A 15643-nucleotide genomic window follows, 5' to 3' on the forward strand; every position below is an offset into this window, starting at 1 on the left:
CATATTTTTTTTAAATATTAGGATAGTACTTTTTTAAAGCTTCTCTTGCTTCTTCTCTGTCATCGAAATGTATTGTTTTATCAGGGAATATTTGATATGTTTCATGACCTTTTCCGGCTATTATAATTATATCATTTTCTTTAGCTTCTTTTACAGCTTCAAATATAGCTTCTTTCCTATCAATAATTTTTTTATAATTATTATTTTTGAATCCTTTTTCAATATCGTTCATTATCTGATTAATATCTTCAGTTCTTTGATTATCAGTTGTGAGTATTGCTATATCAGAATATTTTTCAGCTATTTCTGCCATTATAGGGCGTTTTTTCCTATCTCTATCTCCTCCGCATCCAAATACTGCTATAACTCTATTTGGATTTAATTTTTTAGCTTCTACTAAAATATTTTCTAAACTGTCAGGCGTATGTGAATAATCAACTGCTACTATAAATGGATGTTTTTCTTTTGTTACTATTTCAAATCTTCCTGCTACTTGCACTTTTCTCATAGCTTTTATTGACTTTTCTATATCCAATTTATTCTCACAAACATAAGCTAAAATTGAAAGCGAGTTTAAAATATTGAATCTTCCAAGCATTGATAATTTTACTTTTGATATAAATTTACCTTTAGCATAGAATTCATATTCTGTATTTTTAGAATTCAATGAAATAACTTTTCCATAATAATCAGCTTTTTCATTGATTCCATAAGTAACCATTTTTATTCCTAATTTTTTTATATGATTAGATATTTGTTTAAAGTTGTCAGTATCTATATTTACTATTGCTAATTTTTTCTTTTTGCTGCTTTCTTTTAATAGTGAAAATAATTTTAATTTTGCTTTGAGATAAGTCTGCATATCTCCATGATAATCAAGATGATCCTCTGTTATATTAGTAAAAATAGCAGTATCATAATTTAAATAATCACATCTATTCATAGTAAGTGCCTGAGATGATGATTCCATAACTATATGAGATACACCTTTTTTTATAGACTTATCAAATATACTTTCTAAATCAATAGATTCAGGAGTGGTTAGATTAGTTTTTATTTCTGTTTTTCCTATCATATTTTTGATAGTGCCTATTAAAGTTGTTTTATTTTTATTAGCTTCAAGTACAGATTTTAATAGATATGTTGTAGTAGTTTTTCCATTAGTTCCTGTTATGCCTATTGTATTTATTTTTTTTGTAGGCTCATCAAAGAACTTTGCTGAAATATATGCAAGACATTCTCTAGGATTTTTTACAGCAACAAAATGCACATCTTTATGATTATCTTGTAATTTTTTTATGAACTCTTTATCTGCAGTATTATCATATATTATAATGCTTGCTTTATTATTTATTGCACTTTCTATATATTTATGTCCGTCATCTTTAAGTCCTTTTATGGCAACAAATAAATAATTTTTCTTTATTAATCTTGAATTATATGCTATGCCTTTTATTTCTGTGTTTAAGCATTCTTTTGTTAATTGACTTTCTTTTGAAACTTTATAATTTTTAATTAATTCTTTAAAATACTTCATATTTTTTCCTATAGATTTTGTACTTATTAAATAATAACAATATTATAAATTTATGGTAAAAAAATATATATTACTTTCTCATTATATTATAAAAATAAATTACTTGATTTTTCAGCCTAAAAGATATATAACTATACTATACTAAAAATATTTATGGAAGTAATTTATGAATATATTTATGGTATCCAGCGAAGCATATCCATTTTCTAAAACAGGAGGTTTGGGAGATATTGCCGGAAGTTTGCCTTTGGAATTATCTTCCATTAAATTAGGTTCTTCTAATATTAATGCATCTTTAGTTATACCTTTATACAAACAAAATTATAAATTGATAAGCAAAAAAGATATTATAGCTGAATTTGAAATAGAGCATGGAAAAGAAAAAATAAAAGTAGAAGCAGCTAGAATAAAGCATCCCGAAAATGATAACGTAAATATTTATTTTATAAAGCAGGATAATTTCTTTAAAAGAGATGGATTATATTCTGAAAATGGTATTGACTATCCTGATAATGCAAGCAGATTCATATTATTTTCGAAAGCTGTTATTAAATTAATAATATATTTATATAAGGAAGAAAATTTTAAATTGGATATAGTTCATATTCATGATTGGCAAACTGCTTTGATAGCTCTTTATATAAAAGAAGTTTATAATGATGAAGAGGCTTTGAAAAAATTAAAAGTAATGTTTACTATTCATAATTTAGCTTATCAAGGAAATTTCTCTTCTGATATATATACGCTACTTAATGTATCTTGGAAATTTTTTGTTCATAGCAGATTAGAGTTTTATGGAAATGTAAGTTTCATTAAAGCTGGTATTATACTTTCAGATATAGTTACAACGGTTAGTCCTTCTTATGCTAAGGAGATACAGGGAGAAGAATTCGGATGCGGAATGAATAGTCTTCTTGAAGGAATATCTCAAAAATTATACGGAGTACTTAACGGCATTCATTATGAAGCTTGGAATCCTGCAACTGATAAACTTATAAAAAATAATTATGATATTAATTCTGTAGAAAAGAAAAAACTTATAAGAAATTCTTTATATAAAGAATTAGGCTTTGCAAATAAAAATTATCCTCTTGTAACTATGATATCAAGATTTGATCCGCAGAAAGGACTTGATTTAATATATTCTGCTTTTTTTGAAATTTCTACTTATGATGCTAACTTTATTTTTCTTTTCAGTAAGAATAATTATTTCAAAGATTTTGAAAATGAATTTACTAAAAGAGCCGGCAGAGCTAAGAATATAAAAATACTATTTACATTTGATGAATCATTAGCACATAGATTAACAGCAGGAAGCGATATGTATTTAATGCCTAGCCGTTTCGAGCCTTGCGGACTTAATCAAATATACAGCATGAAATATGGAAGCATTCCTATAGTTCATGCAGTAGGCGGACTTAAAGATACGGTTATCAATTACAGCGGAAATAAAAGCGTCAATAAGGCTACAGGTTTTACTTTCAATGAATATTCTGTGAAAAGTTTCGTTGATACTATGGACTTAGCTTTCGATTTATATTATAATAAAAAAGATGTTTGGGATAAGCTCATATTTAATGCTATGAGTAAAGATTATTCTCTTCATAAAACCGTTTTGGAATATACTAAACTTTATAAAAAATTATTAAATACCGAAAAGTAATATTGCTTTTATATAAATATTATTATTTGAATTAATATAATTCTGTATTAGAGTTATAAATATTATATTTTTAAAGGAGTTTAAATATGGCAAAAGATCCAAGTTTTGATATAGTTTCTGAGGTTGATATGCAGGTTATAGATGACTGTGTTAATGTTGCTGTTAAAGAAATAGATAATAGATTCGATTTCAAAGGACAGAATATACAAATTGAACTAAATAAAGGTGAAAAAACAATAACTATATTAGCACCTGCAGATTTTGTTCTTAATCAGGTTAGAGATATTTTATTTCAGAAATTCATTAAAAGAGGCTTAAATCAAAAGTGCTTAAGAGAAAAGAAAAAAGAAAAAGCTGCCGGAGATGCTATAAGAGAGATTAATGAAATAGTTCATGGTATAGATAAAGATTTAGCTAAACAAATAGTTAAAGATATTAAAGACATGAAATTGAAAGTTCAGGCTAGCATACAAGATGAACAAATTAGAGTATCAGGAGCTAAAAAAGATGATTTGCAGGCTGTTATTACTATGATTAAAGGAAAAGATTATCCTATACCTTTACAGTTTACAAATTACAGATAATATTTATAAAAATGCAAAATTAAAGGGAGCTTTCAAAAGCCCCCTTTTTTATTATATCAATCATATTTTTAATCTTATTAAGCCTATTACTTTACCTACTATAGTTACACTTTCTTTTTCTATAGGAGGATAATTATTATTTTCAGATACTAATTTAATAAAATCTTTTTCTCTGAAAAATCTTTTAATAGTTATTTCTTCATTTCCATTATCATCTATTTTAGCAACTACAATATCACCATTATCAGCTTCATTTGAAGGATGAACCAAAACCATATCACCTTCTTTTATATGAGCATTAATCATAGAATCACCAATTACTTTCATAAGGAAATTATTCTCATCTTGTGCTATAGATTTAGGAAGCGAATAAGTTTCTTCTACAGTTTCATCTGCAACATCCATTAAAAGACCTGCTTTAACTTCATTAGCTAGAAGTGGTATTTTTATCATATTATGATTACCTTTTCCTGAAGTGTCTATAGGTACACTACCTCTTGCTCTTTTACCTGTTTTTTTTACATATCCTTTTTTTTCCAATGCTGTCAAATGAGTTGTTACTGCAGTAGGAGAAGCGAAATTGAAATGAACCATGATTTCTTTAACAGTAGGAGGATAGCCGTTTTCATTAGTGAATTTTTGCAGAAAATTAAAAATATCTCTTTGTTTATCTGTCAATTCAGTCATATTATACCTCTTTATATTAACATACCGTATTTGTTATTATACTATACAAAAATATGATGTCAAGTTTTTATGTGAAAAAATATATTTTTATGACTATTTATATTAAAAAATTATAGAATTATTTTAGTTATAATTATAAACTTTGACAAATTGGAATGTTTTTAGTATAATAAAATCATGAAAGAGATTAACAGACTTAATGATTTATTTGTACGATATCTAATCGGAAAAGAAGGAGATGAGGATATTTTAGAAAATATTGTTAATGCTGTTTTGAATGATGCAGGTCTTGAATCTGTCAGTAATCTTGAAATAATTAATCCTTACAACTTACCTGAAAATGAGAATTTAAAAGAGTCTATACTTGATGTTAAAGCAAAAACTAAAGACGGTAAAAAGATACTTATTGAAATACAGCTAGTTGGAAATAATAATTTTATAAAAAGAATATTGTATTACATAGCAAAAAATGTAGCTTCTGAATTAAAAGAAAATGAAAATTATATTAATATAAGTCAAATGATTAGTATTAGTTTTTTAAATTTTAATTTAAACATAGGAAGTGAAACTGATATAAGAAAAGAACATAAATGTTTGACATTTGCTGATATATATAATCCCACTCTTAGATTAGACGATTTTCAGATACATTTTATAGAGATTAAGAGATTTATGGAAATATTAAAAAATGCTAGTATAGATGAGTATAATAAAAATAAACTTTTATCTTGGATTGATTTTTTTACTACTAAAGATTTAGAAAAAAGTATTAATAAGTTAATAGGGGGTAACATTATCATGCCTAAAGTAATAGATAAATATAAAAGATTTGTAGCTGATGAAAAAGAAATGTCTGCCTATAATGAAAGAGATACTTTTCTTTACGGACAGTCAGTTATGCTTCAGTATGAGAGAGAGGAAGGAAAAAAAGAAGGTATAGAAATAGGTTTTAAACAAGGTATAGAAAAAGGTATAGAAAAAGGTATAGAAAAAGGTATAGAAAAAGGAACAAAAGAAACATTAATTTCAACTGCTAAAAATATGAAAAATAAAAATATTGATATAGAATTAATAAGTGAGATAACAGGGTTAAGCATAGAAGAAATATGTAAATTATAAAAAATATGTTAATTGCAATAATATTTAATTATTGAAAATATATAATACAAGTTGAAAAAAATCATATAATGTCATATAAAAATAATGATTATATTGTAGAGTTTAAATATTAATTTTTAAATATGATTGTATTTTTATTAAATATGATATAAAATGAATAAAAACAATAATAAAATTACTTGACTTATGTACATTATATATTATAATTCTTAATATGATTTAAAGGAGATAACATGAGCAGTGCCATATCAAATCAAATACTTGTATTTAAAATAAATAATGAATTATATGGAATAGATATATTAAAAGTTCAGGAAATATTAAACTTTATGCAGCCTTCTCCAATTCCGAATTGTCCGGATTATTTGAAAGGTATTATTAATTTGAGAGGTACTATAATTCTTGTTATAGATTTAAGAGCAAGATTCCATTTTGATGAGCCTATGAATCCTGAAAACTGCGTAATTGTAGTTGTAGCTATAGGTGATAAAAAATATGGTTTGGTTGTTGACTCTGTATCAGACGTTCTTACTATAAATAGCGAAAATATTCAAGAAGATATAGATATGCATGTTGGAATTGACAGCAGATATATAATGGGATTAGTTAAAGCTAATGAACAGATGATTATTTTAGTTGATATAGATAAAGTATTCATTAAAGATGAGCTTGATGATTTAACTAATGCTGTTAATAATTCTATAGTAAAATAAATAATTAAGTAAATACTGTTATGTCCTCACATAGAATACTTAGAGTTAATGAAAATATAAAGCAGACTCTCTCTATGATTATTATGAGAGAGATAGAAGATCCTAGAATAAAAAATAATCTTGTAACTATCACTAAAGTAGATACTGCTAAAGATTTAAAGAATGCTAAAGTATATTTTGTATGCTTGCATGAAGATAAGCAAAATGAAGTTCTTAATGGACTTAATAGTGCTAAGGGAGTTATATTTTCTTATCTAAAAAAACAGCTTACTATTAGGTATGTTCCTAATTTAACATTTCACTATGATAAAAATCTAATAGAAACAAATAAAGTATTAACTGATATAAAAAACTTAGATATACCGGAAGAAATTCCTGAAGAAAATTAATTTTATAATAATAAATGAATTAAAGATAAACAATCTATGGAAAATAATAAATTAAATGTATCAAAAAAAGAAATAATAGATAGACTTTCAAAGGCTGATAATGTTACTATTACAGGGCATAGAAATCCGGATTGCGATTGTATATGTTCAGGGCTTGCTTTATCTTTAATTATTAAAAATATATTTGGTAAAAATGCTCAGGTTGTAAATACTGATAAAATGCAAAGAGATTTGCAGAATGTTTTATTTATTGATAAAGTGATTTTTGAAGTTAATGAAAACTCTTTACCTAAAAAAGATGTTTTGGTTGTTCTTGATTCAGGTGATATAGACAGAATTGGTTGGATTTCTGAAATATTAAATGAGTATAATGAAGTAATATTTATAGATCATCATAAGGTTAGAAATATTAATGGTGTTACTATGTTTTATGATGATACCACTGCAGGTGCTACTTGCGAGATAATAGTTGATATATTTCAGGATTATTTAGAAAAGTTTGATTCTGATATAGCAACACTTCTTTACTGCGGTATTTGTACAGATACAGGAAGTTTTATATTCAGCAATACAACAGATAGGACTTTACTTTATGGTTCTCAATTAATGAAAGTTGGAATCATACAGGAAAATCTTGGAAATGTTGTTAGAAAAAGATATACTAAGAATGATGTTGCTGCTTTAATGGAAATATACAGAAGTATGGTGATAGATGATAAAAACAAAATAGGATATCTATGCTTGGGAGACACTATTTGCGGAACTAATATGAAAGAGCTTGCTGTTAGTGCTTCAGATACTCTTATACAAATGGACGATGTATTGATAGGTTTTATTATTCATGAAAATGAAGATAGTTTTAGAGTGAGTATGAGGAGCAGATGTCCTAAAAATATTAGAGAAGTTGCTGAGAGTTTCGGCGGCGGCGGACATCCTAAAGCTTCAGGTTTTACAGTGTATAAAAAAGATTATACTAGAGAAAATTTAATAAAAGAAATAAATGATAAATTGATTAATTTATTAGCTTCATAATTTTTATAATATCAAATAAACATAAGAAAAATTCATGACAAAAGATAATATCATTATATATACAGATGGCGGATGCAGAGGAAATCCTGGGCTTGGTGCATGGGCGGCAATACTTATAAGTGAAAAGTATAATCTTCGTCTTGAGATAGGAGAAAGTGAGGATAATACCACAAATAACAGAATGGAAATGAAAGCGGCTATTAAAGCACTTGAGAGATTAAAGCATTCACATAATATTAAGCTTCATAGCGACAGTGCATATTTAGTAAATGGCATGACTAAATGGATATATTCTTGGCAGAAAAATAATTGGGTAAAAAGTGATAAGAAGCCTGTTGAAAATAAAGAATATTGGTTAAAATTAATAGAACTTTCTAAAAAACATAATATAGAGTTCATAAAAGTAAAAGGTCATTCCACTAACAAAGAAAATAATCGTGCTGATGAAATAGTTAATATTCTTATGGATGAGCATACAGAAAAAGGTGAGTCAGCTTCGTTTAATGAAAAAACTGAGTATTGCTGATATATAAATATCATCTATTTTAGGGCGGTAAGTAAACTCTAAATTTAAAAAAATCTAGGGTGGGTATTATATTTTCTAAGTACGCAATAAAAAAATAATAATTAAAAAATTTAATATGAGTTAATAAGAAAATATGGTGGGGATTGAAATAAAGTTTTAAAACTTAATTACATACCCCGCCCTTTACTTTTTATAGATTAATTTTGCAATTATATTTTATTTATATTTGTTGCTTAATAAGAAATTCCAGCACCCACCCAAGTTTTTATTAAGTTTAAAAAATTTTTAACGCACGATTAATACTCTTTTATTATAATGCAGTTTTTTGAAATGCAATTTAATTAATATTTTTAATGAACTCACCGTGCGTAGGATTTTAAATTCGAAATAATTAACATAATTAAATTAACATAATAATACTTTACAATTTTTATTATTTTTAGTATAATGCTTGAAAGGATTATATTATGTTTACTTATTTTGTTATTAAAAGAATTTTGAAAGGCATAATCATGTTTGTAATACTGATGTTTATGTCTTCTGCTATATTTAATACTGTTAGTGAAAAAACTCTCAAGGCACAAATTGAAGAAAATATAAATGCTGAAGTGAGAGGACTTAGTAATATGCGTACTGAAGATGTTGAGAATTTTATAAAAGAGAGAAGATCATATTATTATGATATCTATTGGCTTAATAGAAGCATAGGTGAGAGAATATTTATAAGAGGCATTAATACAATAACTTTTCAATTTGGAAAATCTTCTATTATGATGGATTCAAACGGTAATAGAGATGTTATAAAGATAATAGGAGAGGCACTTCCTCGTTCTATAATACTTTTCACAACCGCATCAGTTATACAAATGATGATAGGTTTGATAATAGGACTTATAAAGGCAAGAAAGGCAGGAGGATTATTTGATAGAAGTACAAGTATTATAACTATGATCGTTTACGGTATGCCTACTTGGTGGCTTTCAATGATACTTATAATGATTTTTGTTTATAAGTTTAAATTATTCCCATCTGGAGGTGTGCATTCAATACCAACACCTACAGGCATAATGTATTATTTGGATATGTTATGGCATATGGCTTTACCTTTGCTAACATTAACATTAATAGGTTTTTGGGGACTTTCATTCGTTGTAAGAAATATAGTATTATCAACATTGCAGGAAGATTATATTATGGCAGCAACTGCAAGAGGAATATCAGAGAAGTCAGTTTTACTTGGACATACTTTAAGAAGTTCAGCTCCTCCAATAGTTACTATAACTTTATTGGGACTTCTTGGTTCTATTGCAGGATCAATTATATTTGAGGGTATATTCTCTTGGCCCGGTTTAGGTAATCTTTATTGGATATCAGTTCAGCAGAATGATATACCAGTATTAATGGGTAATTTAGCTATAACCACAGCACTTTATCAATTAGGATTGGTGATTCTTGATATATCTTACGGATTCTTAGATCCTAGAATAAAAGTTGGAGGCAAGATGTAATGGAGAATAATATTAATAAAAATAATATTAAGAAAAAACTTGCTCCTGTAATAGAATTTTTTGATGAGTTTAAAAAAGATAAAACAGGTGTTGTAGGTTTATGCATACTTGTTTTGGCTATTATGGTATCATTATTAGAGCCTTTGCTTTTAACTTATAAAGAAGCTCCAAAAAGATGGAGAGATATAACTTATTGGCAGGATAATCCCGCTTCGGCTGCTCCTGAATGGCTTAATTTTTTTCAGAAAGAAAAATCAGCTATCACAACAGATATAAAGCCTATAAGTGTTGAAACTAACTATATTGATGGAGAATTAAATTATAAAGCAGTATTTGAATATGATTATAAATTTGATAAAGCTCCAGTGGATTTAATTTTTCATGCCAATGTTAATGGCTCTACAGGATTGATATGGAGTGTAACAAGACCAGATGGGGCAGTAATTACGCTTTCTGATAGTTTACATAATATAAACGGTGATTTAAGAATATCATCATTCAATGATTCAAAAAATAGAATATTCAGATTTTATAGAGAGTCAGTTCCTAGAATATTAGCAAGACAGATTGATACTCTCACAACTAATCCTATGAAAATACTTTTTAATACCAAAAAAGATGATATGGCTAAAAATTTTCAAGCATTGAAAGGCGTTTATAAATTTGAAGTGAGCGGTAAATTTTCAGGAGATAATGCCAGCTTTGAAGATCCTTATATGGTATTGGTAGGATCTATGTCCGGTATAATGGGTACTGATAATATGAAAAGAGATATATTTTCAGGTTTGGTATCAGGACTTAAATGGGCATTATTTATAGGAATAGCTACAAGTTTTATATCTGTTATAATAGGCGTAATGTATGGAATAGTATCAGCATATTTCGGAGGATTTGTTGATAATACTATGCAGTTTATTTACCAAATATTTATAGGCATACCTGTACTTCCTGTTATGATAGTTATGAGTGCAATATTCAAGCCTAGTATATGGACCATGATAACAATGATGATATTTTTCTCTTGGACTGGTTCAGTTATGACAGTACGTTCTATGGCTATGCAGCTTAAAGAAGAAACTTATATTGAGGCAGCACGCACTATTGGGGCAGGACATTTTAGAATAATATTTAATCATTTAGCACCATTACTTTTGCCTTTTTCATTTGCTTCTATGGCTTTGGCTGTACCTTCAGCTATAGTTTATGAATCTTCTTTATCATTACTTGGACTTGGAGATGCTTCCATAGTTACTTGGGGACAGATTTTGCATGATGCTATGAAGGGTTCTGCTGTTCTTTCAGGTCTTTGGTGGTGGATAATACCTCCTGGAATTTTGATTGCTATTTTAGGTATGTCATTTGCATTTTTAGGTTTTGCTTTGGATAAAATACTTCACCCTAAACTTAGAAGCAGATAATATTATTATCACTTATTTTATTGTATATTAAATTATTTTATTGACATTATTATTTATATATAATATAATATACTATAATAAAATTGGACATAAAAATGACTATTAATGAGAATAAATTAAAAGATTTTGTATCAAAATGGTTAGATGGTATTTCATATGAATTAAATTATTGGGATTCTGTGATTTCAGATGATGAATCTTGGAATTCTTATATTGATGATAAACTTATACAGGATGAAATAGATCATGATGAGAAAGTAAAAAAAATTTTGGATGCTGGAAGCGGACCTGTAACTGTTTTAAGTCCAAATAAATATAATTATATATTTTCATGTGATCCATTGGCTGAATATTATAAGCTAATGCTAAATAACTACAATAGAAAACCAATAGTTAATACTGAATTTTGTTTTTCTGAAAGACTTTATGAAAAATATGAGGCTAATTTTTTTGATGAAGTTCATATGCAAAATGCTTTAGATCATTCTTTTTTTCCTATGAATTCAATATATAGTTTTTTATATGTTTTAAAAATTGGATGTAAGGTCATTTTAAAACACTACAGAAATGAGGCGGAAACAGAATTTTATAATGGTTTTCATCAATTTAATATAGACGTAGAAAATGATAAAGCTTTATTGTGGAATAAAAGAGAAAAGATTATGTTAAATGATGTTTTAAAAGATTTGGCAGAAGTAAATTGCTATATAACAAAAATTAATAATAGAACTTGGAGAGGAGAAGAAGATTTTGTTATTATAGAAATAACAAAGAAAAATCATTTTAATATATTGGATTATGTTTCTAATAATTATTATCTTGATAAATATTTATTCTTATCAATTTCATTTTTATCATCTTTAGATATTTCTATAAAAAATCATGATTTTGTTTCAAGTACTAGATTAAAATAAAATTAGAGATAAATTAAAGGCAAATAATTCTTTAATTAGAAAAACTGCATGGTGGATACCTATAAAAAAATACAGAGATAAATTTAGAAATGATAATATTGTTTGATAGTTTTATTTAATGATATATTATTTTTTAGTAATATTATATTAAATTTATTTTTTAAATATTGATAATATATTTTATTAATTATTGTAATCTAATGGTAATTATATGCATATTATAAAATCCTTATTTTTAATTTTTAGTATATTATTATTTATATCATGTTCTGATAATAAAAATAATAATGAAAAGTTTGATATTGTACCAGTGGACTCTACAAAATCTTTTGCTGTTTTAGGATACTGTGTGCCGGCTCCTGAACATGCTATGAATGTTAAATATGCTATCGTTAATAAAACTATTGCAGAATCTAATTTTGATTATAATAATATTAACTATTATTATAGAGCTTCAAAGAATTTAAATGATTTACTTTCATTTTTTAATAATCTCAAAGAAGAAAGAAAAAATATTGATGAAGAAACAAATATAGAAATAACAATACAGACAAATGATAAAAAAGAATATATAGCCTATTGGAATGTTAATGGAATATATTATTCATTGTATAGTGATGAAGAAAATGGAATTGATGATTTAGCTTTAATATTAATGAGAAATAAGGCTTTGAACTGATTTATAAATTTATATTAAATTTTTTTCCGTTAGATAAATCTTCTGCTATTATGCTGTTATTATCAAAATATGCTTTATAACTAAAATACAATTCATAATCGTATAAATCTAATATTGATTTTCTTATATCTATAAAGTTAACATAATTTTGACTGCTATTAATTCCATTAGAAAAGTCATATAATAAATAATTGAATACTCTTTTAAATGCTCCGTTCTCTGCTTTTGATAAATAAAATATATGAAAAAGAATTTTATTATTACAATACTCAGCGTCCATAAAAACAATGATTCCATTTTTATTTATTGGTTTATTATAATAAAAATTAAATTCTTTATTAGTTTTATTTAAATCTATTATAGAAAAACCTGACAAATCCCTATTAAAAACAAAATATTCATTATTGTTATGATTTATTATTTTAAACATTCTGGCATCATCGCTTCTGTAATTGTAAACAAGTTTATTATCATGATTAGTGTATAGGCCTCTTTCATATCCTATAATATCTTTTTGATGAATGTATCCTGAATATTTTTTATGTATGATATAATAATCATCATTTAATATAGTTTTATTTTCACTTTCAAAGTATTTATCTGAGAATAATATTGAGTATTTATTCCAATGATTTTTATAATAATCAGTATAGTATAAATTTTCTAATATCATATTATTAATTATATTTATTAGATTATATTTGTCAATCATTTATTATAGTAAGATATTCGCTTTCATTTTTGATTTATTATAATAAAAATTAAATTATTTATTATTGTTACTGCATTTTTAAGCTAAATTTAGGTTATATCTTAGATTTGATAAATATTTTTAAAATATAAAGTTATAGCAATTGCGTTTTCGCGTAGCGTATCTGAAGGATAAAAACTTTTTTGTGCGGCAAAAAAGTTGATAATTCTATGTAAAGTGCATCGGTTGACAAACTTAAAAATTTTCAGTATAGTATATATTTTCTAATATCATATTATTAATTATATTTGTCAATCATTTATTATAGTGAGATATTCGCTTTCATTATGTATTCTGTCCAAAGCTGTAACATAATATATATAAGTCTGCTTTGAATTTGCTGTTTTATCTTTGTATATTATTTTTGCATTTGTATTAAAATCTGTTCTTCTTATTTTATCTATTAATTCTATTCCTGATTCTCCTATAGTTTCTCTGTATATAGCATAGTATGAAGAATATGAAGGGAGAAGATGTCCGTATTTATCTAGCTTATATTCATTAGGGTCTGTAAATGTTATTTCAATTCCTCCGAAAACTTTTTTAATACTTGGGTTTTCTAATTTTAAAGGAGCTTTATTTATATCTTTCATTGTATTCATTGTTGGTACTATTGCTTTGAATATATAATTATTTTCTCTTACATATTCAATGGCATCATTTCCGAAATTTCCTGTATCTCTGTCTTTTCTGTACATATTATGCATTGTGAAGAATGCAGATCCTTTAATATATCCTTTACCTACATCTCTTATATAATTTATTTGTCTTGACATCAAATCAATATCATGCCAAGGTTCTATATTTGTAGCACTTCCCATTCTGTATAGAGCATGCCCTATATATATGTCGGCAAGTTTTTCATTATTTGATTTTTTTGCTTCATCAACCCACCATTTTACTATTTTATCAAAAGGTGCTGTTTTATGTTCTGAAGTCCAATATACTTGCGGTATTATAGCATCGATATACATTCTATTTAATCCGTCTTTTCTTGTGGCATTATTCAAAGTAGTTGTTTTTTCTCCATTAAGCATCCATAAAAGAACATCAGCATGCAAAGCATCAAAATTAGGATTATATGATCTTGTTTCGCTTCCATATTTGCTTCCCGGATATTCTGCTAATTTATCTTTATTCCTCCAAACTCCTGCAGGTGAAATAGTCCATTTTACATAAGGTTTTCTTGATTTTATTTCTCTGTATAAATCGCTTACAAGCCTGTTGATATTATCTCTTCTCCAAGCATAAAGACCATTAACCCCATAATCATCATCAGATTTATTTGTTATATTATATCCTCTTTTAGCTCCGTATTTTTCAGCACTTACTTCATCAGGCCAATCTTTATAAGTTTTTCCTCTTGCAGCGTTTTGATAAAAATAATCATCAAAATGTATGCCGTCTACATCATAATTTTCAAGGACTTCTATAACAGAATCTGTTATATACTTTGCACTTATAGGTTCGCCCGGATCTAAATAAAGTCTGTTATCATACCAGTATATAGGCTCAAGATTATTAGAAACATAAGTATGAATAAAATTCTTTTTTGAAAATTGTTCTTCATAGCTTTTAGTTTTATCATAAGTAAAAGACATTCTATAAGGATTAAACCAAGCATGAACTTCTAAATTTCTTTTATGAGCTTCTTCTATTATAAACTCAAGCATATCAGTTTTGAAAGGGTAATCATCTTTTTCATCGCTTGATTTTGAACCTAAAAAATATCTTGTGGCAGGATTTATTTCTGATTTGAATATTACTCCTGCATCCGGCTTCACTTGAATAAATAAAGCATTGAAATTATTTTCATATAATGTATCTAAATGTTTTACAATGAGTTTTTTCTGCTCGTATTCGCTTCCTCCTTTCAAAGGCCAGTCTATATTAACTACTGACGATATCCAAGCTGCTCTGAACTCTCTATAAAGAGGATTTTGACTTCTATCTTCATCAATATTTTTAGCAAGCATTTTTCTTACATCATTCGGTATAGTGATATTCAAAGTTTGACAAGATGTTGCTAATAGTATGATTAAAGATATTATTACAATGATTTTATTCATAATTTTAATTTTTATTATTGATAAATATTTTAGAGATTATATATTTAATGATAA

At 26.3% G+C, this 15643-nt stretch carries 15 protein-coding genes; 11 read left to right on the forward strand and 4 right to left on the reverse strand.

Features of this window, described 5'->3' with window-relative positions:
* Positions 1-10: 10 nt before the first annotated feature.
* Positions 11-1537 (reverse strand): UDP-N-acetylmuramoyl-L-alanyl-D-glutamate--2,6-diaminopimelate ligase, encoded by a 1527-nt coding sequence (locus tag Q0K19_RS01345; RefSeq protein WP_297244842.1) that lies wholly within the window; start codon positions 1535-1537, stop codon positions 11-13.
* Positions 1538-1703: 166 nt separating this feature from the next.
* Between Q0K19_RS01345 and Q0K19_RS01350 the strand changes: the two genes are divergently transcribed.
* Together Q0K19_RS01350 and Q0K19_RS01355 are read left to right on the forward strand one after the other, a co-directional pair.
* A complete protein-coding gene (locus Q0K19_RS01350; RefSeq protein WP_297244843.1) occupies positions 1704-3200 on the forward strand; it encodes a glycogen synthase in 1497 nt (498 codons plus the stop codon).
* 86 nt (positions 3201-3286) lie between these two features.
* Positions 3287-3784: a YajQ family cyclic di-GMP-binding protein gene (locus tag Q0K19_RS01355; protein ID WP_012670174.1), complete on the forward strand. Its 498-nt coding sequence runs from the start codon at positions 3287-3289 to the stop codon at positions 3782-3784.
* A gap of 60 nt (positions 3785-3844) precedes the next feature.
* Here the strand turns inward: Q0K19_RS01355 and lexA are convergent, their stop codons facing one another.
* Positions 3845-4471, reverse strand: coding sequence for a transcriptional repressor LexA (gene lexA / locus Q0K19_RS01360; protein ID WP_297244844.1), 627 nt, complete (start codon positions 4469-4471; stop codon positions 3845-3847).
* Between the two features lie 177 nt (positions 4472-4648).
* Here lexA and Q0K19_RS01365 point away from each other — a divergent pair, with 177 nt between their 5' ends.
* The 9 genes from Q0K19_RS01365 to Q0K19_RS01405 all read left to right on the forward strand — a co-directional run bounded on the left by Q0K19_RS01365 (position 4649) and on the right by Q0K19_RS01405 (position 12769).
* The gene (locus Q0K19_RS01365) at positions 4649-5590 is read left to right on the forward strand and encodes an Rpn family recombination-promoting nuclease/putative transposase (RefSeq protein ID WP_297244845.1); all 942 of its coding nucleotides are present in this window, start codon (positions 4649-4651) and stop codon (positions 5588-5590) included.
* A 233-nt stretch (positions 5591-5823) separates the two neighbouring features.
* A complete protein-coding gene (locus Q0K19_RS01370) occupies positions 5824-6303 on the forward strand; it encodes a chemotaxis protein CheW (protein ID WP_297244846.1) in 480 nt (159 codons plus the stop codon).
* 20 nt (positions 6304-6323) lie between these two features.
* Positions 6324-6692 (forward strand): 30S ribosome-binding factor RbfA, encoded by a 369-nt coding sequence (rbfA, locus tag Q0K19_RS01375; protein WP_014487615.1) that lies wholly within the window; start codon positions 6324-6326, stop codon positions 6690-6692.
* A 36-nt stretch (positions 6693-6728) separates the two neighbouring features.
* Positions 6729-7724: a bifunctional oligoribonuclease/PAP phosphatase NrnA gene (locus Q0K19_RS01380; RefSeq protein ID WP_297244847.1), complete on the forward strand. Its 996-nt coding sequence runs from the start codon at positions 6729-6731 to the stop codon at positions 7722-7724.
* A 34-nt stretch (positions 7725-7758) separates the two neighbouring features.
* Positions 7759-8250 carry a ribonuclease HI gene (rnhA, locus tag Q0K19_RS01385; RefSeq protein ID WP_297244848.1) on the forward strand — a complete coding sequence of 164 codons (492 nt, stop codon included), beginning with the start codon at positions 7759-7761 and terminating at the stop codon, positions 8248-8250.
* Positions 8251-8717: 467 nt separating this feature from the next.
* The gene (locus tag Q0K19_RS01390) at positions 8718-9758 is read left to right on the forward strand and encodes an ABC transporter permease (protein WP_297244849.1); all 1041 of its coding nucleotides are present in this window, start codon (positions 8718-8720) and stop codon (positions 9756-9758) included.
* Complete coding sequence (locus Q0K19_RS01395) at positions 9758-11176, forward strand: ABC transporter permease (protein WP_297244850.1); 1419 nt, start codon at positions 9758-9760, stop codon at positions 11174-11176. Before Q0K19_RS01390 ends, Q0K19_RS01395 begins: the two co-directional genes overlap by 1 nt.
* Before the next feature lie 95 nt (positions 11177-11271).
* Positions 11272-12090 (forward strand): hypothetical protein, encoded by an 819-nt coding sequence (locus tag Q0K19_RS01400; RefSeq protein WP_297244851.1) that lies wholly within the window; start codon positions 11272-11274, stop codon positions 12088-12090.
* A gap of 211 nt (positions 12091-12301) precedes the next feature.
* Positions 12302-12769 (forward strand): hypothetical protein, encoded by a 468-nt coding sequence (locus Q0K19_RS01405; RefSeq protein ID WP_297244852.1) that lies wholly within the window; start codon positions 12302-12304, stop codon positions 12767-12769.
* A gap of 1 nt (position 12770) precedes the next feature.
* Here Q0K19_RS01405 and Q0K19_RS01410 read toward each other — a convergent pair whose 3' ends face one another.
* Both Q0K19_RS01410 and Q0K19_RS01415 read right to left on the reverse strand, forming a co-directional pair.
* Positions 12771-13442, reverse strand: a complete 672-nt coding sequence (locus tag Q0K19_RS01410) for a hypothetical protein (RefSeq protein ID WP_297244853.1) — start codon at positions 13440-13442, stop codon at positions 12771-12773.
* Positions 13443-13771: 329 nt separating this feature from the next.
* Entirely contained in the window at positions 13772-15589 is a 1818-nt protein-coding gene (locus Q0K19_RS01415) for a family 10 glycosylhydrolase (protein WP_297244854.1), read from the reverse strand.
* Positions 15590-15643: the final 54 nt, after the last annotated feature.

This window comes from uncultured Brachyspira sp. (assembly GCF_944393015.1).
Lineage (GTDB): Bacteria > Spirochaetota > Brachyspiria > Brachyspirales > Brachyspiraceae > Brachyspira.